The sequence below is a fragment of the Pseudomonas sp. MF6751 genome (assembly GCF_016613265.1).
GTDB classification, from domain to species: domain Bacteria; phylum Pseudomonadota; class Gammaproteobacteria; order Pseudomonadales; family Pseudomonadaceae; genus Aquipseudomonas; species Aquipseudomonas fluorescens_BV.
Genome location: NZ_JAENSV010000029.1, coordinates 21483 through 40436 on the forward strand (window position 1 = coordinate 21483; position 18954 = coordinate 40436).

The 18954-nt window shown below is 60.0% G+C and carries 11 protein-coding genes; 3 read left to right on the forward strand and 8 right to left on the reverse strand.

Annotation, left to right across the window (positions count from 1 at the left end):
* Nucleotides 1-19 precede the first annotated feature (19 nt).
* Nucleotides 20-358, forward strand: a complete 339-nt coding sequence (locus JJD66_RS20395; protein WP_105227051.1) for a hypothetical protein — start codon at nucleotides 20-22, stop codon at nucleotides 356-358.
* Between the two features lie 49 nt (nucleotides 359-407).
* Here the strand turns inward: JJD66_RS20395 and JJD66_RS20400 are convergent, their stop codons facing one another.
* The gene (locus JJD66_RS20400) at nucleotides 408-644 is read right to left on the reverse strand and encodes a hypothetical protein (protein WP_032874044.1); all 237 of its coding nucleotides are present in this window, start codon (nucleotides 642-644) and stop codon (nucleotides 408-410) included.
* Nucleotides 645-871: 227 nt separating this feature from the next.
* On the opposite strand from JJD66_RS20400, the gene JJD66_RS20405 reads away from it, so the two are divergent.
* The gene (locus JJD66_RS20405; RefSeq protein WP_105227049.1) at nucleotides 872-1429 is read left to right on the forward strand and encodes an NADPH-dependent FMN reductase; all 558 of its coding nucleotides are present in this window, start codon (nucleotides 872-874) and stop codon (nucleotides 1427-1429) included.
* Between the two features lie 123 nt (nucleotides 1430-1552).
* Here the strand turns inward: JJD66_RS20405 and poxB are convergent, their stop codons facing one another.
* The 7 genes from poxB to metH form a co-directional block, all read right to left on the reverse strand.
* Nucleotides 1553-3277 carry a ubiquinone-dependent pyruvate dehydrogenase gene (poxB, locus tag JJD66_RS20410; RefSeq protein ID WP_200648880.1) on the reverse strand — a complete coding sequence of 575 codons (1725 nt, stop codon included), beginning with the start codon at nucleotides 3275-3277 and terminating at the stop codon, nucleotides 1553-1555.
* A 78-nt stretch (nucleotides 3278-3355) separates the two neighbouring features.
* Entirely contained in the window at nucleotides 3356-4588 is a 1233-nt protein-coding gene (locus JJD66_RS20415; RefSeq protein ID WP_200648881.1) for an NADH:flavin oxidoreductase/NADH oxidase family protein, read from the reverse strand.
* 222 nt (nucleotides 4589-4810) lie between these two features.
* Nucleotides 4811-5305 carry a DUF934 domain-containing protein gene (locus JJD66_RS20420; RefSeq protein ID WP_198716103.1) on the reverse strand — a complete coding sequence of 165 codons (495 nt, stop codon included), beginning with the start codon at nucleotides 5303-5305 and terminating at the stop codon, nucleotides 4811-4813.
* Nucleotides 5289-6947 (reverse strand): nitrite/sulfite reductase, encoded by a 1659-nt coding sequence (locus tag JJD66_RS20425; protein WP_003190712.1) that lies wholly within the window; start codon nucleotides 6945-6947, stop codon nucleotides 5289-5291. Before JJD66_RS20425 ends, JJD66_RS20420 begins: the two co-directional genes overlap by 17 nt.
* A 527-nt stretch (nucleotides 6948-7474) precedes the next feature.
* Nucleotides 7475-7693 carry a DUF2970 domain-containing protein gene (locus JJD66_RS20430; protein WP_057702850.1) on the reverse strand — a complete coding sequence of 73 codons (219 nt, stop codon included), beginning with the start codon at nucleotides 7691-7693 and terminating at the stop codon, nucleotides 7475-7477.
* A gap of 52 nt (nucleotides 7694-7745) precedes the next feature.
* Nucleotides 7746-12590 (reverse strand): dermonecrotic toxin domain-containing protein, encoded by a 4845-nt coding sequence (locus JJD66_RS20435; protein ID WP_200648882.1) that lies wholly within the window; start codon nucleotides 12588-12590, stop codon nucleotides 7746-7748.
* Between the two features lie 138 nt (nucleotides 12591-12728).
* Complete coding sequence (gene metH / locus JJD66_RS20440) at nucleotides 12729-16439, reverse strand: methionine synthase (protein WP_200648883.1); 3711 nt, start codon at nucleotides 16437-16439, stop codon at nucleotides 12729-12731.
* Nucleotides 16440-16606: 167 nt separating this feature from the next.
* Here metH and JJD66_RS20445 point away from each other — a divergent pair, with 167 nt between their 5' ends.
* Nucleotides 16607-18898, forward strand: coding sequence for a fatty acid cis/trans isomerase (locus tag JJD66_RS20445; RefSeq protein ID WP_200648884.1), 2292 nt, complete (start codon nucleotides 16607-16609; stop codon nucleotides 18896-18898).
* Nucleotides 18899-18954 lie beyond the last annotated feature (56 nt).

Consider the following 18954-nt stretch of genomic DNA (forward strand, 5'->3'; position numbering starts at 1 on the left):
AAAACAGGTCTGGTCTCATATGCCTCTACCCTCGACGTTCTTCGGGGTAACGGCCAAGCAACTCGTGGTCCTGGTGACCGTGGGAGGCCTGGCGGCTTACTTCTTCAATCATCAGGATGAACCGACGCCGGACAACCTCGCACTGGAAGCCTTTATTCGCTCCCAGCAACAGGTGGGCGAGCAGGTGGGCGCAGTCGTGGTGATCACCCTGGTCAGGGAGGTGGAGGCTTACCCCGCGTACAATGCGGCAGGTTACAAGCGCTCGATGTTTACCGTGCAAGGGGAGCACGGCCAGGTGCTCGTGACGCTCAAGCAAGACGAGCAGGGCATAGAGGTGACGCAGATCCGCCGCCCATGAACGTCCCCAGCCCAGTCCCCAGGACTGAGCAGGTGAACAAGGCAAGCGCTTACGATGCCAGAGTGGTTTCGGACTCGCGCACGAGAATGGTGCCTGACTGGATCAGTTTGAATTCATCACCTTCCAGCTTTTCTACACGGTCGCCAATGGCCAGCTTGTAGGTCGTGGTGGGCGTCGATCCGGCCAGGTCGCCTTGCGCCGGGTTGGATTCCTGGAACTCATGCACCGAATACACGCGGCCTTCCGCGTCTCTGGCATGAAACTGTCCAACAAGTACTGCAGCCATCTGTTTAGAACCTCTGGAGATAAACACTCGATTTGCGGTTCTGTAGACCGTCAGGGAGCGGGGTAGTTTACCTATAAGAAAAAAATACTATTCGCTGATATTTTCAGACGCTTCCTACGCAAGTGCTTGCAAGGAAAACGGCGAGGGAATCCGCAAAACCCTCTGGTGAACGCGTCGCGAAGCCTCTATAACTACAGGCTCCTTTATTCAGAAGTCGGGAAACCTCAATGAGCAAGGTCTACACGATTGCCGTCCTGGTGGGCAGCTTGAGAAAAGAGTCGATCAACCGCAAGGTCGCCCTGGCCCTGGCCGAACTGGCCCCTGCCAATCTCAAGTTGAACATTGTTGAAATCGGCGACTTGCCGCTCTACAACGAGGACATCGACGGTGCAACACCGCCCGCAGCCTACAGTACTTTCCGCAAACAAGTGAGCTCATCCGACGCGGTGCTGTTCGTCACCCCCGAATACAACCGCTCCGTGCCGGCGGCCTTGAAAAATGCCATCGACGTGGGTTCGCGCCCATACGGGCAAAGCGCCTGGAGTGGCAAGCCGGGGGCGATCATCAGCGTGTCGCCGGGTGCCATTGGCGGCTTTGGCGCCAACCACCATTTGCGCCAGTCCCTGGTGTTCCTGGATGTGTGGTGCATGCAACAGCCGGAAGCCTACTTGGGCGGGGCAGGCAGTGTGTTCGATGAGGCGGGGAGGGTGTCGGAAAAGACTAAGCCGTTCCTGCAGGCATTCATCGATGCCTACGGCAAGTGGGTAGAAAAACAGAAAGGCTGAAATTAGCCCGGCACCTGTAGGAGCGAGCTTGCTCGCGAAAAACTCGACGACGACGCGTTCATTCAGGATGTCAGCGTTACCGTTAGCGATCTTCGCGAGCAAGCTCGCTCCTACAGTAGGGGGTTATCGCAACCAGTTGGTGCGTGCCAGTTCGATAACCTCATCGCCACGCCCGCTCATCACCGCCTTGAGCATGTACAGGCTGAACCCCTTGGCCTGTTCCAGCTTGATGCTCGGCGGCATCACCAGTTCCTGAGTCGCGGTCACCACGTCCACCAACACCGGGCCATCGTGGGCCAGGGCGCGGCGCAGTGCCGGTTCCAGGTCTTCGGATTGCTCCACACGTATGCCCAAAATGCCCATGGCATTGGACATGGCCGCGAAGTCCGGGTTTTTCAGCTCGGTGCCGGTGTCCAGGTAACCCGCAGCCTTCATCTCCATGGCGACAAAGCCCAGGGACGAATTGTTGAACACCACGAGTTTGACCGGCAATTGCAGCTGCGCCAGGGAAATGAAATCCCCCATCAACATGGTGAAACCACCGTCCCCAGACATCGAGATCACCTGCCGTCCAGGGAACGCCGCCTGGGCGCCGATAGCCTGAGGCATGGCGTTGGCCATCGAGCCATGGTTGAACGAGCCGATCAGCCGGCGCTTGCCGTTCATCTTCAGATAGCGCGCCGCCCACACGGTGGGTGAGCCGACATCGGCGGTAAAGATCGCATCATCATCGGCCAGTTCGCTGAGCAAGCGCGCCACATACTGGGGATGAATCGGCCGGCCGGCTTTGGACGGTTGCGCCAGTTCATCCAGGCCTTGGCGGGCTTTTTCGTAGTGCTTGAGGGAGGTTTCGAGGAAGCTGCGATCGGTCTTGCGGGTCAGGCGCGGCAACAGCGCGTCGATGGTTTCACTGACATCGGCGGCGATGCCCAGGTCCAAGGTCGCACGCCGCCCCAGGGCTTGGGGGTTGCGGTCCACCTGGATGATCCTGGCGTCGGTCGGGTAGAACTGGCGATAAGGGAAGTCGGTGCCGAGCATGACCAAGGTGTCGCAATCGAGCATGGCGTGGTAGCCGGAGCTGAAACCGATCAGGCCGGTCATGCCGACGTCGAATGGGTTATCCCACTCCACGTGCTCCTTGCCCCGCAGTGCGTGAACCACCGGTGCGCCGAGGGCGTCGGCCAGCGCCACCACTTGATCGTGGGCACCGGCACAGCCGCTGCCACACAGCAGGGTGACTTTCTCGCTGCTCTGGAGCATGTCGGTGAGGCGCTGCAAGTCCTGCTCAACCGGCACGGTGCGCGGTGCGTGCAAGGCCGGCCACGGCTTGAGCTTATCTTCCACCTCCAGCAGCGACACATCCCCCGGAATCACCACCACCGCCACGCCTCGGTTGAGGATCGCCGAACGCATGGCACGATGCAGCACTTGAGGCATCTGTTCAGGGTTGCTCACCAGCTCGATAAAGTGGCTGCATTCCTTGAACAGTTCCTGGGGATGGGTTTCCTGAAAGTAATTCAGGCCAACCTCCGAGGACGGAATTTGCGCGGCAATCGCCAGCACCGGCACATGGTTGCGATGGCAATCGAACAAACCATTGATCAAATGCAGGTTACCCGGCCCGCAACTGCCGGCGCACACCGTCAACTCGCCGGTGGCCGCCGCTTCGGCACCGGCGGCGAAGGCGGCAACCTCCTCGTGGCGCACATGCATCCACTCGATGCTGTCCATGCTGCGCAGGGCGTCGGTCAGGCCATTCAGGCTGTCGCCGGTCAGCCCCCAGATACGCTTGATACCCGCTTGTTCCAGGGTGGTCGCCAACTGCTGGGCCAGGTTGATTTTCGCCATGAGGAACTCCAATCGTCAGTGAGGTTGAAAAACTGCTGATCAGTAGGGGACAGTTCAATCACGGCGAATGCTCCGCCTTTAATGTGAAGATTGCGTCATGCTTGCGCGGTATTGCCGCGTACGCCGCGCGATAAACCACTGGTCACAGGCCAATGCCAGCCAGGGCGCAACGTTGGGGTTGGGCAGACGGCCGCGGCTCAGACGACGCATCTGGTCGCGCACCACGGCGAGGGTGGCGAGGGCGGCCAGCGGTTTGCGCTTCCATTCCATGGGCCGCAGTTGTGGGTTGAGGTCGCGACCTTCACGCCACTGTTTGATCAGTTGCGGCTCCAGAGTAAGGGCGGTGGCGATGCCGGCCATGGCGATGCCGCTGTCCAATACTTGCTGGACCACCGGTAAGCGGCGAATACCTCCGGTCACCATCAGTGGCATGGTGGCGATGCTCGCCATTTGCGTGGCGAAATCCAAAAAGTAGGCTTCACGGGCCAAGGTTCGGCCGTCCCGCGCCTCACCTTGCATGGCCGGCGCTTCATAGCTGCCGCCGGACAACTCAAGCAAGTCGATCTTCAGCGTATTGAGCATCTCCACTACAGCGCGTGCATCGGTCTCATCGAAGCCGCCGCGCTGGAAGTCTGCGGAATTGAGCTTCACCGACACACAAAATGAAGGGCTGACGCTGGCACGTACGGCACGGACGACCTCCAGCAGCAGGCGTGCGCGGTTTTCCAAGGGGCCGCCCCAGCGGTCGGTACGGTGGTTGCTCAAGGGCGAGAGAAATTGGCTCAACAAATAGCCATGGGCGCCGTGGATCTGCACCCCGGTGAACCCGGCTTGCTCGGCCAGGCGGGCGCTGGTGGCGAAGCGCTTGATGACGTCCTGGATGTCATCTTCGGTCATGGCCTTGGGTTTGGCGAACATCTTGGAAAAACTGCCCACATCCAGCGCAATAGCCGAGGGTGCCAATGCTTGTTGACCGAGGTTGGCCATGGTCTGGCGGCCTGGATGGCTGAGCTGTACCCAGAAGTGCACACCTTTGGCCCGGGCTACGTCGGCCCATTCACGAAAACTGGCCAGGTGTTGCTCGTTTTCCAGCGCGACACCGCCAGGGCCGGTCATGGCGCGGCGGTCGATCATCACGTTACCGGTCAGCAGCAGGCCGGGCTCGCCGTCGGCCCAGATCTTGTACAGCTGCTTCAAGGCTTTGGACGGTGCCTGATGCAGGTCCGCCATATTCTCTTCCATCGCGGCCTTGCCGATGCGGTTGGCGATGACTTGGCCGTTGGGCAGTTGCAGCGATTCGAACGGTGACATGGGTTAACTCCTGAGCAGGGGAGGTCTCAGGCTAAGCTTAAAGTTAACTTTAATGTCAAGCGGCAGTCGATCACACAGGATTGACGGGCGATGGAACTGTAGGAACGAGGGGGACGCCCAGTTCTTGCTCGCGAAGAACTCGAGGACAACGCGTTCATTCAGGATGTCAGCGTTATCGTTCAGGTTTTTCGCGAGCAAGCTCGCTCCTACAGGGACAAGGTGTCAGCGGCGGCGGAACAGCGGCAGTGGTTCATCGGTGGCCGCTTGATAGGTCACCGAGAAGTCCTTGAGACTTTCCAGCGCTTCGTACGGGTCTTTGTCCGCGCGCAAGGCGAAGGCATCGAACCCACAGCGGTGCAGGTAGAACAACTGGTCACGCAGCACGTCGCCAATGGCGCGCAATTCACCCTTGTAACCATAACGGTCACGCAGCAGGCGTGCGTTGGAGTAGTTGCGCCCGTCGGTGAAGGCCGGGAAGTTCAGGGCGATGACCTGGAAGTGCTGCACGTCGTCACCGATTTCTTCGGCTTCTTCATCGGCGTCCAGCCAAACACCCAAACCGCCGTCGCGGGCCTTGAGGGCGTGGCCGTGCTCGCGCCACAGGGCCAGCGGCACGATCAGGTCGTCGCAGTTGGAGATGCCGTCGAAGCTCGCGTCCTTGGGCAGCAGGTGCCAGGTTTCGTCGACGACTTCGTTATTCTTAATGATTCGCTGCATAGACGCGCTCCTTGAACAGGTCGATGCCGATGCGCTGGTAGGTGTCGATGAAACGCTCATCTTCGGTACGCTGTTCGATATACACGTCGATCAGCTTGCCGATCACCTCCGGCATGGCTTCCTGGGCGAAGGATGGGCCGAGGATCTTGCCCAGGCTCGCATCGCGGCTGGCGCTGCCACCCAGGGACACTTGGTAGAATTCTTCGCCTTTCTTGTCCACGCCCAGGATGCCGATGTGGCCGACGTGGTGGTGACCACAGGCGTTCATGCAACCGGAGATGTTCAGGTCCAGCTCGCCGATGTCGAACAGGTAATCCAGGTCGTCGAAACGGCGCTGGATCGACTCGGCAATCGGGATCGACTTGGCGTTGGCCAGGGAGCAGAAGTCGCCGCCCGGGCAGCAGATGATATCGGTCAGCAGGCCGATGTTCGGCGTAGCAAAGCCGCCTTCGCGCAGTTCGCCCCACAGGGTGAACAATTGGCTCTGTTCAACGTCCGCGAGAATGATGTTCTGCTCGTGGGAGGTGCGCAGTTGGCCAAAGCTGTAGCGCTCGGCCAGGTCGGCGACGGCATCCAGTTGCTTGTCGGTGATATCGCCAGGTGCAACGCCGGTGGGCTTGAGCGACAGGGTCACTGCCACGTAGCCGGGCTTCTTGTGCGCTAGGGTATTGCGCGTGCGCCAGCGGGCGAAACCTGGGTGTTGCTGGTCGAGTGCGGCCAGCTCGGCGTCCTGATTGCTCAGGGCCTTATACTCAGGGTCGACGAAGTGCTTGGCGACGCGGTGCACTTCGGCTTCGGTCAGGGTGGTCTGGCCGCCGCGCAGGTGTTCCATTTCGGCATCGACTTTCTGGGCAAACACCTCAGGGGTCAACGCCTTGACCAGGATCTTGATCCGGGCCTTGTACTTGTTGTCGCGACGGCCATAGCGGTTGTAGACCCGCAGGATGGCGTCGAGGTAGCTCAACAGGTCCTGCCACGGCAGGAACTCGTTGATGAACGCACCGACCACCGGCGTACGACCGAGGCCGCCACCCACCAGCACACGGAAGCCCAGCTCGCCTGCAGCGTTGTACACCGGCTCCAGGCCGATATCGTGGACTTCGATGGCGGCGCGGTCCGAGGTCGAGCCATTGATGGCGATCTTGAACTTGCGTGGCAGGTAGGCGAACTCAGGGTGGAAGGTAGTCCACTGGCGCACGATTTCACACCACGGCCGTGGGTCGATCAACTCGTCGGCAGCGACGCCGGCAAATTGGTCGGTAGTCACGTTGCGCAGGCAGTTACCGCTGGTCTGAATGGCGTGCATCTGCACGGTAGCCAGTTCAGCCAGGATATCCGGCACATCTTCCAGGGCCGGCCAGTTGAACTGCACGTTCTGGCGGGTGCTGATGTGGGCATAGCCTTTGTCGAAGTCGCGGGCGATCTTGGCCATCATTCGCGTCTGGCGCGACGTCAGTTGGCCATACGGCACGGCCACCCTCAGCATCGGCGCAAAGCGCTGAACGTAAAGGCCATTTTGCAGGCGCAGAGGGCGGAACTCTTCTTCGCTCAGTTCACCTGCTAAGTAGCGTCGGGTCTGATCACGGAACTGCTTGACGCGGTCCTCGATGATGCGCTGATCGTATTCGTCGTATACGTACATATAGGTCCTGTTCTCGGCAAATCTGCGCGCACGGCCGCGCACTCCCAACGGAGCCGGCGCACGATACCAGTTTGCGTATATGCGCAAAAGTGATGTTTGGGTATATGCACATAACCAAACTGACTAATGAGAACAGTTATCGCGATACCCACATTTGTCATGGGGGCAAGACTGGTCTTTACTGTGGACGAGTCTTAGTGCAGTCACCTATAAAACCGACAAGAGGCGATGCGATGAGTAATTCCACCAAAGCCCGTAAACCTGACAGTACCGTTGATGCCTGGGCCATTTTGTTTCTGATTATTCTCGTGGTCGGCACCGCGGTATTTTGGGTCAGCCACCAGTAATAAAGCCGTTGATTGAGCAGCGATTGGTTGTCGAGCAGCCAAGATGATGGCGGTCTATATTCAAGGTTCATATGAGCGCCTGCAGTTGTCAGCGCCGCCAGCGCCGGTGGATTCCGTGCGCTGGCGGTCGTTGGCAAACCGGCGTCCTGTTTATGCGTTCAGTCTGCATCGGCGGCTGCGTTAAACACCGGCCAGGTACAGCACCAGCTTGACGATGCCAAACAGCGTCAAGGCAAACACCACCGTGAACGCAATGCCCAGGATCACAAAGTGGCTGGGTTTGCCATGGGTGAAATCGCGGGCGCGATTCTTGCCGCTTTGCACACCGAACGCGGCGGCCGTCACGCTGTGCAGCATCTGCCAGAAGGTCGGTGGTTTGTTATCGATTGGATCGTCCATAAACCCCTCGTCAACAAGGTTCTCGTGCAGAGTATAGACAGTCTGTCGAGGCTCATTTGGAAGCCAGTACCTCCAACCCCAGGAATAGCCGCTGATCAAGCGGTGGCTTGATCTCGGCTTTCTCCAGATTGACCACGGCGCGGTTGTCGGCACGCGCCTGTTCAATCAGTTCCCGGCGCGTATATCGCTGTTCACTCGGGGTTTTAAGGTGACCGAAATCAGGTTGGGAGGGCGCTTGATCGACGGTCGAATAATGGAAATGGGCGTACCACAAAACATTGTCCTTACCCTTTATACCCGCCCTGATTTTGCTTTTATCGCGTACTGCATACTCGGTGAGAAAGTCACCGGCCTTCAACGGCACGCGGCTCTTCACCAGGTTGATATCGACAAAACCGTGTTTCCACAAGTAATCGACGTGGGAGGCTTTGGGGCGTTGCAACTTGTACCCTTCGCTGCAACGCTCACGTGCCTGTTGCGTTGCCTCGGCCGCCAGGCTGCGGTACTGATCGATCAACGTGCGAGCACCGGGATCGTTGGCGTGATCGCGCTGGAGTTCTTCGGCAAGGGTTGTGAACTTCGCTGCGTGCTGGGTCAGTATCACATCCCACTCAAGGGGATCGAGGCTTTCCAGTCGGCCCGGGTCGCGTAACTTTCGTTGTTGGAAGGCGATGCTGCTGTCAATGCCGGTGCGCTCGTCCCTGACGGTTTGCGCCTGTGCTTCTATGGTCTTCAGCGAACGCTTGATTGCCGTCGGCGCGGGCGCTGAGGGCCCGACCTCTTCAACTACGTTCCATACACCTTCGCCGGGGTGTTCAAGGTAGGTGGCGAGGGTTTTTCCGGTGAGCGGGTCCTTGATATCGACGAAGTTACCCGGTGTGTCGCGCTGGGCAGGGCGCACTTCACCCACCAGGGTCCTGCGGTCACGGGTCTTGATCACTCTTCGGTTCGGTGCTTTCTGCCGTGTGATGCGCTCGGGCGTTGGCAGTGGCGCGAAGCCTTCTTCCACCAGAATCAAATTGGCCAACTGCGCTTCAAGGCTGGTGCGGGCATAAGCCAGGTAGTCCAGAAACGGTTGGCGATGCTCCTCGCGAATGAAGCCGGAATTCATTTCAGCCAGCGACGTGACAGCGTTTTCCAATTGCTCATATCGCTCCAGAACGTCCTTGAGGACGTCGATCTGCTCTCGGGCCGAATAGCCGGTAGTGGTGAGCATTTCCGTATGCGCCATCAAGCTGGTTGCCGTTCTCTTGTCGGTCAGCTCGCGTACGAATGGAAATTCCGTTGGGTTGCGCGAGTCATTCATGCGATTGAACACCAAGTCGATGAACACCAGCAGGGCATGCTGTTTGATCGCGACCGAGCGGATGTTTTGATCAGAGGGCTTGCCTTGCAAGAGTATCTGGCGCAGGGCCGGGTCTGCCTCTTTGAGTAACGTCTCGATCTTTTCAGCGGGCTCGACCATTTCTGTAAGCGCGGCAAGCTGGCGTTTTTTGGTGATGATGTAGTCGTCGTAGGCGTCGCTGATGTTTTGCGGCAGCTCCCGTGATGCGCGGGCGCTGAGTTCAGCGTCGGTTTCGCCACGATCGGTTTCCAGGGCGTCTGCCATTTTTTGCGACAGCGATTCGTAGATGCCTGCCCAGAAGTCAAAATTGCTTTTGCTTGCCCTGTTTCGCTCCCTTACATAAGTGGGGTCAGTCCTGTCGACAGCCATCAGTTCGCTGGTCTTGGCTTCGACTTTTTTCATCAGCGTCATTACCTCGCGGCCGTACTGCTGGAATTTATCGAGGGCGATATTCCACTGCGTCCTGGCTTGGGCCGCCGCGACGCGCCGTTTCTCATGACGGATAATAACTTCTGCGTGCAACTTCGGTATGTTCGCGGAACTGGCCAGCAATAACCAATCCTTGCGCAGGCTTTTGCTTTGTTCAACAAGTTGGGCACGGGCGGCGTTCAGAGTGCTTTGGAGCGAAAGCGAAGTGGGTATCAGCGAGAATATTTCGGCATTTATTGCTTGCAATTCGGCCTTTAATACACCCAGCTTTTCGGCACGTTCCTTCTGCCATTTACTCAAGCGTTCTCGGGGCATGCCGCCCTCCAGCCTGGCGTGAGTGTCCAGGCGCCAGTGCCCCTGGTGGTCGCTTATCAGCTTGAAACCGGGGTGTTGCGGATATCGCGGGTGTACCAGATAGACCTCGTTGAATCCCGGCACCACATTGACCTGGAACAGCAACCCGCCGAGGCTGGCGTGCCAGGTGCCATTTATGCGGTAAAGGCCTTTGAGCGGGCCGCTGGCTTGCGCAGCCGGCAAGGGTTCAGGCCACGGCACATTGATGTCCAGCATCGCCCTCAGTCGTTCGCTTGCGTGTGGGCTTGCCAGCGAGCGAGTGAAGTCCAGGGCGGTGTGGCCTGATGCCGGGGGTTCTCCCGGCAATGACACTGCGCCAGGACGTATCACTGGCGCATCCTGTGGTGGCGGCAGGCCTGGTGCACGGCGCCAGGTTTCAAGGCGCAACGCGCTGTCGGTGGCACTCGGCGGCGACAACGGTTTGGCAGCAGGCGATGCACCATGCAGTAAGACCATCGCCGTATTGAGCAACAGATCAATCAGCGCTAATTCGCGGGTGGTGGGATCGCTGCTGTCCAGGCCTGCCAAGTCCTGTTCCAGGCTGGCAACCAGCACCAGGAACCAGCCGGCCAACATGGCTGGGCCCTGTACCAAGGGCAGCAGCAATGTATTGAACAACAGCCAGGCACCCTCCATCACAATGGCCCATCGGCTTTCGGTGTTGGAGATCGACTCGCGGTCCGCCAGGTCGACCAGTGCCCGTGCGGTGCTGCCAAACAGATGGTTGGGCAGTTGGCCGTTGAGCTGGGACTGGAGCCATTCACCGGCGCCGTCATCGACGGCCAGGGTCGCGGGCGCTGGTTTCTCGGGTCGGTTGAACTCGTCGCCGGGCAAGAAACGGATGATGTGCGGCTCTTTGATGCCGCCGTGTGCATAGATGGGGCGCGCCTTGTCCGACAGCCAGGTCAGCACGCTGTCCTGCAACGCACCCGGTTCGGCGATGGCCTCCAGCAGCGCCTGGCGCGTGGGGTATTCGTAGAGGGACTCGGCGTACAGCGGTCGGTACAGCAAGTGTGGGCCGACCTGGGAGTCGCGAGGCTCAATGATAAACATATTATTTACTTCGTCCGGCGTGGCCCCGGCTTTGCGGCACAACGCCAGGGGGCGCAGGACGATTTCCTGATCGTTGACGAGTCTGAGCGAAGGCGTTTCTTCCATGAGCGCCTTGACATACTGATAACCCGTCACGGTCATGCCATGCTGCTGGCGGACCTTGAATTCCAGCGCCTGCATCGGCAGATGAGCCTTTAGTTCGCGAGTAAACAGCACCTCGCGGCGACGTGCCTCGATGGTATCGGACAGCAGCAGATCTTTGAGGGCATTGGGGTAGGTGGTGCCGATATCGACACGCTGGATCAGGCCGTTGCTGCCCATCAGATAGTCTTCATTCAACCAGCCAGGCAGTGGCGTGGCTGTTGTGGAAGACAGCTTCAACGTACCTTTGGGCTTGCCGGCCAGATTCTTCAGGGCCAGCTCCGTCAGCGACATGCGCACATGTTCGATGATTCCGGCGCCGCCCGGATAACCCGCCGCTACCGCAAAGTCCAACTGCACCGCATCAGGGTCGAAATCGCCGTGATCGGCTTGCATCCGCTTGCGCAATGCGCTGCGGCTGAATGTGTGGATGTTTTCAATGCCCTCGTTGAACGATCGCCCCTGGTTTTTTTGCAGCACTTGCGCCATATCCTGCAAGTGGCGGTGATAGGCGAAACGATCCGCGGGCTCGGCTTGCTTGAGCCATTGCGGCAGTTGCTGGCTCACGGTGCCAAGGCGCTCGGTGTCGGGCAACTTGATGTCGGTAAAATACCTGGCCGGGTTGGTGATCATGTCCAGGCGTTGATCAAGTTCTTTTTCGTCTTGCCCCTGGAACGATAGGGTTGCCAGGTCTTCGAGTTGTTGGTTGAGGATCAGCCCGGCCTGTTGTTCAAACACGTTGGCGGCAGTTTCGTTGCGTTGCCAAGTGAGGCTGTCGAACTGAAACTCGCGTTGCATCCTGCTCCCCCAGGCCTGGCTGAACGCCTCCAGCGAATCAAACGCCTGGATTGCGCCGGCTACGCTGTAGAGCAACACCTGTTTATCGCGTACCAATAACAGGTCCGGGGTCAATACCCGCACCGTCTTGCCGACGCGGGTGAGTGTGCTCTCGATGAAATATACATAGGTGGCGGGTGAGGAACGGGGCAGGCGCTCACGTTGCGCTGGCCAGGCGGCGACTACCGCCAGCATATCGCGCTGCACGTCGCTCAGCGGTGACTGGCTGGCCGCTGCGGCAATCATCTGACCATTGAGGAACTCTGCAAGCCACTGCCAGCGGCTGTTGCCATGATTGTCGACCTGGCTCCAGTAGTCGGCCAGATCGTGTTGCATGTACAAGTAAAGGGACGCGGGAAATTCGTCAAGAATCTGGGCGACCACCTGCATGTCGAGCGGCTGGCCATCCCCGGTCTTGAGCACGGCGGGGGGCTGTGTCGTGAGGAAGTACGAACGCTCGCGTACGGCGCTCAAGTCAAGTAACTGTGGGTTCAGTACATGGGCGACAGCCACCTCCATGAGTGCGGGGTAGTTGTATTCACCATTGGCCTGAGGGCTGGCCAGTTTGACCGCGAGCAAGTCGAGGTTCAGCGATGGGTAGTGCTCCAGCATACGGCTGCGCAATGCTTTGAAGACGACGGAATACAGCGCCGGCCGCGTAGCGAAGCGCTCATGCACTGCCTGGGCGGGCAGTTGGCGAAAGGCTGAGTTTGACGAGGGAGTATTGGGTTCGGTCATGATGACATGCGTTTCCTGTATAAAACCGGTTGTGCTGAGCTGCCGGTTCAGCGGACCGAGAATCGGTCCGACACAGGAAATCGCATTGAGTCATCGTAGGTGCGGTAAACGGTTACCGCAGCCAGTAGCAGCGTTACCTCAGTTGTCGTAGCCCAGATTCGGCGCCAGCCAACGCTCCGTCACGCTCAGGTCCTGGCCTTTGCGTGCCGTGTAGCTGGTGACCTGATCCTTGTCGACCTTGCCCACGGCGAAGTACTGCGCCTGGGGGTGGGCAAAGTACCAGCCACTGACCGCTGCCGCCGGGAACATCGCGTAGTGCTCGGTGAGAAACACGCCGCTGCGACCGGCGTGCATTTCGTGGGCTTGGGGGTCGAGCAGTTGGAACAGCTGGGCTTTTTCGGTGTGATCCGGGCACGCCGGGTAGCCGGGGGCAGGGCGGATGCCGCTGTACTGCTCCTTGATCAGCGCTTCGTTGTCCAACTGTTCGTCCTTGGCGTAACCCCAGTAGTCTTTGCGCACTTGCTGGTGCAGCCATTCGGCGCAGGCTTCGGCCAGGCGGTCAGCCAGGGCCTTGACCATGATCGAGTTGTAGTCATCGCCCGCGTCCTGGTAAGCCTTGGCCACTTCCTCGGCACCGATGCCGGCGGTGGTGATGAACCCACCGATGTAATCGGTCACGCCGCTGTCCTTGGGCGCGACGAAGTCGGCCAGGGAGAAGTTCGGCTTGCCGTCGGTCTTGATGATCTGCTGGCGCAGGTGGTGCAGCCTGGCAATAGGCTGGCCGTCGTCGCCGTAGACTTCCAGGTCGTCATCCTGCACTTGGTTGGTCGGCCAGAAACCGAACACCGCACGGGCGCTGATGAGTTTCTCGTCGATCAACTTCTTGAGCATTTCCCGGGCATCGGCATACAGCGCGGTAGCCGCTTCACCTACCACCTCATCGGTGAGGATGCGCGGGAACTTGCCGGCCAGGTCCCAGGAGATGAAGAACGGCGTCCAGTCGATGTACTCGGCCAGGACGTTGAGGTCGATATTGTCCAGTACCCTGGCGCCGGTAAAGGTTGGCACCACCGGGGTGTAGCTGCTCCAGTCGAACTGCGGCTTCTTGGCGATTGCCGCCGGGTAGCTCAGGCGCTCGGTGCGCGCACTGCGGTTGGAGGTGCGCTCACGTACGTCGATGTATTCCAGGCGGGTCTTCTCGACGAAACCGGCCTTCAATTCCTTGGACAGCAACTGGGTGGCCACGCCCACGGCGCGGGAGGCGTCGGTGACGTAGATCACCGCGTCATTGCTGTACTTGGGCTCGATCTTCACCGCCGTGTGCGCCTTGGAGGTGGTGGCACCGCCGATCATCAGCGGCAGGTGGAAATCCTGGCGCTGCATCTCGCGGGCCACGTGCACCATCTCATCCAGCGACGGCGTGATCAGGCCGGACAGGCCAATGATGTCGCACTTCTGCTCCTTGGCCACCTGCAGGATCTTCTCCGCCGGCACCATCACGCCCAGGTCGACGATGTCATAGCCGTTGCAACCCAGCACCACGCCGACAATGTTCTTGCCGATGTCATGCACGTCGCCCTTGACCGTGGCCATCAGGATCTTGCCCTTGGCTTCGGGCTTGTCGCCTTTTTCCAGCTCGATGAACGGGATCAAGTGGGCCACCGCCTGTTTCATCACCCGGGCGGATTTCACCACCTGGGGCAGGAACATCTTGCCGGCGCCAAACAGGTCACCAACGATGTTCATGCCCGACATCAGCGGGCCTTCGATCACTTCGATCGGGCGTGCGAACGACAGGCGCGACTCTTCGGTGTCTTCGACGATGTGCGTGGTGATGCCCTTGACCAGCGCATGTTCCAGGCGCTTGTTGACCTCCCAGCCACGCCATTCCTCGGTCTCGGCTTCCTTGACGCTGCCGTCGCCCTTGTACTTGTCGGCAATGGCGAGCAGGGCGTCGGTGCCTTCGGGTGTGCGGTTGAGTACCACGTCTTCGACGGCGTCACGCAGCTCGGCGGGGATCTGGTCGTAGATCTCCAACTGGCCGGCGTTGACGATACCCATGGTCAGGCCCGCACGGATCGCATGCAGCAGGAACACCGAGTGGATCGCTTCGCGCACCGGGTTGTTGCCGCGGAACGAAAACGACACGTTGGACACGCCACCGGAGGTCAGCGCGTAGGGCAGTTCGTCACGGATATAGGCACAGGCGTTGATGAAATCGACTGCATAGTTGTTGTGCTCTTCGATACCGGTGGCGACCGCGAAGATGTTCGGGTCGAAGATGATGTCTTCCGGCGGGAAGCCGACTTCATTGACCAGGATGTCGTAGGAGCGTTTGCAGATCTCTTTCTTGCGCGCTTCGGTGTCGGCCTGGCCGGCTTCGTCGAACGCCATCACCACCACGGCCGCACCGTAGCGCTTGCACAGCTTGGCGTGATGAATGAACTGCTCCACGCCTTCCTTCATGCTGATGGAGTTGACGATGCCCTTGCCCTGGATGCACTTGAGGCCTGCTTCGATCACCTCCCACTTGGAGGAGTCGATCATGATCGGTACGCGGGAGATGTCTGGCTCGCCGGCGATCAGATTGAGGAAGGTCACCATGGCCTTCTTCGAATCCAACATGCCTTCGTCCATGTTGATGTCGATCACCTGGGCGCCGGCTTCCACCTGCTGCAGGGCGACTTCGAGGGCTTCGGTGTAGTTGTCTTCGCGGATCAGGCGGGCGAACTTGGCCGAGCCTGTGATGTTGGTACGTTCGCCGACGTTGACGAACAGCGAACTGCGGTCGATGGTGAACGGCTCCAGGCCCGACAGGCGGCAGGCCTTGGGAATGTCCGGGATCGGGCGCGGCGCATACCCGGCCACGGCCTTGGCGATGGCCTCGATATGCCCAGGCGTGGTGCCGCAGCAACCGCCGACGATGTTCAGGAAGCCGCTTTGGGCGAATTCTTCGATGACCTTGGCAGTTTCTGACGGCAGTTCATCGTACTCGCCGAATTCGTTGGGCAGGCCGGCGTTGGGGTGCGCCGAAACGTGGGTGTTGGCCTTGTTCGACAACTCCTCCAGGTAGGGGCGCAGTTCGCTGGCGCCGAGGGCGCAGTTCAAACCGACCGAGATCGGCTTGGCGTGCGCCACGGAGTTCCAGAACGCTTCGGTGGTCTGGCCCGACAGGGTACGGCCGGACGCGTCGGTGATGGTGCCGGAGATCATGATCGGCAGTTCCACGCCCAGTTCCTCGAACACCCCTTGCACGGCGAAAATCGCGGCCTTGGCGTTAAGGGTGTCGAAGATGGTTTCGATCAGGATCAGGTCGGCGCCGCCTTCGATCAGGCCCTTGGTGGCTTCGGTGTAGTTTTCCACCAGCTCATCGAAGGTCACGTTGCGGTAGCCGGGGTTGTTCACGTCCGGCGACAGCGAGCAGGTACGGCTGGTCGGGCCCAGTACGCCGGCGACAAAACGCGGCTTGGCCGGGTTCTCGTGGGTTTTGGCGTCGGCCACCTTGCGCGCCAGGCGTGCGCCTTCCACGTTCAGTTCATAGGCCAGTTCTTCCATGCCGTAGTCGGCCATGGAGATACGCGTGGCGTTGAAGGTGTTGGTTTCAAGGATGTCGGCGCCAGCGTCCAGGTACGCCTTCTCGATGCCGCCAATCACGTCGGGACGGGTCAGCACCAGCAGGTCGTTGTTGCCCTTGACGTCGCTTGGCCAATCGGCGAAGCGTTTGCCACGGTAGTCCTGCTCCTCGAGCTTATAGCTCTGGATCATCGTGCCCATGCCACCGTCCAGGATCAGGATACGTTCCTTGAGGGCTTGGTGAAGGGCTTGCAGGCGAGCGCTACGATCGGGCATGGGACTACTCTGGTCAGGCATTACGGAGGGCGTGAATCATAGCAAACCTGTGCCGATTTGGAGCATGTCCGGGTTGTGCATGAATATCGCTCATGTTGCTGGCGGTCATGGCCCGGTAGAATCACCGCCATTTCACAGACCGCACGCCTTGAATCGGGACCCGATACATGTCACTTCGTTTGATCGTCAGCGCCGTCCTGGCCTTGATAGCCAGTACTGCGCAGGCAGAGGGTCCCGCTTCGGCGATTTCCTATACCCGCGATATCCAACCGATCTTCACCGAGAAATGCGTGGCCTGCCACGCCTGCTACGACTCCGCCTGCCAGCTCAACCTGGGCAGCGCCGAGGGCGCCGCACGCGGGGCAAGCAAAATGCCGGTGTATGACGGCGAGCGCAGCCAGGCCACGCCAACTACGCGGTTGTTTTATGACGCATTCGGTAAGCAGGCGTGGCAGCAGAAGGGCTTCTATTCGGTGCTGGACGCCCAGGGCAGCCAGGCTGCGCTGATGGCGCGCATGCTGGAGCTGGGGCACAACGCGCCGCTGGCGCCCAATGCCAAGCTGCCCGACAACATTGTGCTGGGGCTCAACCGCGAAAATATGTGCGCAACGCCCGGCGAATTCAATGTCTATGCTGGCGCTCACCCCAAGGAAGGCATGCCGCTGGCGGTCACCGGCCTGACCGATCAGCAGTACCAGACTTTGCAACGCTGGCTGGCCTCCGGCGCGCCGATTGACGAGCAGGGCCTGGCGCCGAGCGCCAGGGAAGCGTTGCAAGTGCAACAGTGGGAAAACCTGTTCAACCAGCCGGGCGCCCGGGAAAGCCTGGTGGCGCGCTGGCTGTTCGAGCATTTGTTCCTGGCGCATATCTATTTCGAGAACGGCGAGCCGGGGCATTACTTCCAGTGGGTGCGTTCGCGTACGCCCAGTGGCCAGCCGATTGACCTGATCGCCACCCGTCGCCCCAACGACGACCCGGGCACCCAGGTGTACTACCGCCTATGGCCGGTGCAGGGCGTGATCGTGCATAAAACCCACATCACTTACCCCTTCAGCGCGGCGAAGATGGCGCGGATCAAGGCATTGTTCTACGCCGGCGACTGGCAAGTCACGGCCTTGCCAGGCTACGGCCCCGGCAGCCGCGCCAACCCGTTCGCGACATTCGAGGCGATCCCGGCCAAAGCGCGTTACCAATTCATGCTCGATAACGCTGAGTACTTCGTGCGTACCTTCATTCGCGGGCCGGTGTGCCGTGGGCAGATCGCTACGGACGTGATCCGCGATAACTTCTGGACGCTGTTCCAGGACCCCGACCACGATCTGTACGTCACCGATGCGCGTTATCGCGGCCAGGCCACGCCGTTGCTGGCCATGCCTGGGCAGAATGACGACGTGGGCAGTGTGCTGAGCCTGTGGCTGGCCTATCGCGACAAGCGCAACCAGTACGAAGCCTTGCGCCGTGACAACTATGCAGACCTGCCGGCGCCGAGCTGGTCGACATTGTGGGCGGGCAATGACAATGCCTTGTTGAGCATTTTCCGCCATTTCGACAGCGCCTCGGTGACCAAGGGCCTGATTGGCGAGGTTCCGCAGACGATGTGGCTGTTCGACTACCCACTGCTCGAACGCACCTATTACCAGTTGGCGGTGAATTTCGATGTGTTTGGTAACGTCTCGCACCAGGCCCAGACTCGCCTGTATTTCGACCTGATCCGCAACGGCGCCGAGCAGAACTTCCTGCGCCTGATGCCCGCCGACACCCGCGAAGACTTCATGGACGACTGGTACCAGAACAGCGGCAAGCTCAAGCTGTGGCTGGACTACGAAGCGATTGACGATGACAAGGCCAGTGGTTTGCACCTGAGCGAGAAAGACCCCAAGCGTGACTTCGCCAACCAGTTGTTGACCCGCTACGGCCATTTGAACGCCAGCCCCGACCCGATCAACCGCTGCAGCGGCGCGTTCTGCTCCCGCGACGGCATTGACCCGGCCTTGCAGGATGCCGAACAAGCGCTGAGCCGTCTGACCTCGCGGCCGGCGGCAGGGCTCAAGGTGATCGAGCAATTGCCCGAAGCCACGATGCTGCGCATCGAAACTGCCAGCGGCCAACGCGAGGTCTACAGCCTGCTGCGCAACCGTGCCCACAGTAACGTGGCGTTCCTGCTGGGTGAGGCATATCGCTATCAGCCGGGCCTGGACACTGTGACTATTTACCCTGGCGTGCTCAGCAGCTACCCGAACTTCATGTTCAATATCCCGGCCCGGCAAGTGCCTGAGTTTGTCGCGCAGATGGAACAGGCCAGGGACGCCAAGAGCTTCGAGAAAATCGTCGACCGCTGGGGTGTTCGCCGCAGTCACCCGCTGTTCTGGCAGTATTTCCATGACTTGTCGCGGTACATCCACGAAGCCACGCCGGTGGAAGAGGGCGTATTGGACATGAACCGCTATGAGAACCTATAACGAAGTGCATTGATCCGGTCATTTCTGCATGCGGGGCTGAAGCAGTCGGATATTTA

Coding starts and splice junctions, on each gene's coding strand:
- JJD66_RS20400 (WP_032874044.1), bottom strand. CDS start 644: ATGGCTGCAGTACTTGTTGGACAGTTTCATGCCAGAGACGCGGAAGGC.
- JJD66_RS20420 (WP_198716103.1), bottom strand. CDS start 5,305: ATGCAGCGAATCATTAAGAATAACGAAGTCGTCGACGAAACCTGGCAC.
- JJD66_RS20425 (WP_003190712.1), bottom strand. CDS start 6,947: ATGTACGTATACGACGAATACGATCAGCGCATCATCGAGGACCGCGTC.
- JJD66_RS20415 (WP_200648881.1), bottom strand. CDS start 4,588: ATGTCACCGTTCGAATCGCTGCAACTGCCCAACGGCCAAGTCATCGCC.
- metH (WP_200648883.1), bottom strand. CDS start 16,439: ATGCCCGATCGTAGCGCTCGCCTGCAAGCCCTTCACCAAGCCCTCAAG.
- JJD66_RS20395 (WP_105227051.1), top strand. CDS start 20: ATGCCTCTACCCTCGACGTTCTTCGGGGTAACGGCCAAGCAACTCGTG.
- poxB (WP_200648880.1), bottom strand. CDS start 3,277: ATGGCGAAAATCAACCTGGCCCAGCAGTTGGCGACCACCCTGGAACAA.
- JJD66_RS20435 (WP_200648882.1), bottom strand. CDS start 12,590: ATGACCGAACCCAATACTCCCTCGTCAAACTCAGCCTTTCGCCAACTG.
- JJD66_RS20405 (WP_105227049.1), top strand. CDS start 872: ATGAGCAAGGTCTACACGATTGCCGTCCTGGTGGGCAGCTTGAGAAAA.
- JJD66_RS20445 (WP_200648884.1), top strand. CDS start 16,607: ATGTCACTTCGTTTGATCGTCAGCGCCGTCCTGGCCTTGATAGCCAGT.
- JJD66_RS20430 (WP_057702850.1), bottom strand. CDS start 7,693: ATGGACGATCCAATCGATAACAAACCACCGACCTTCTGGCAGATGCTG.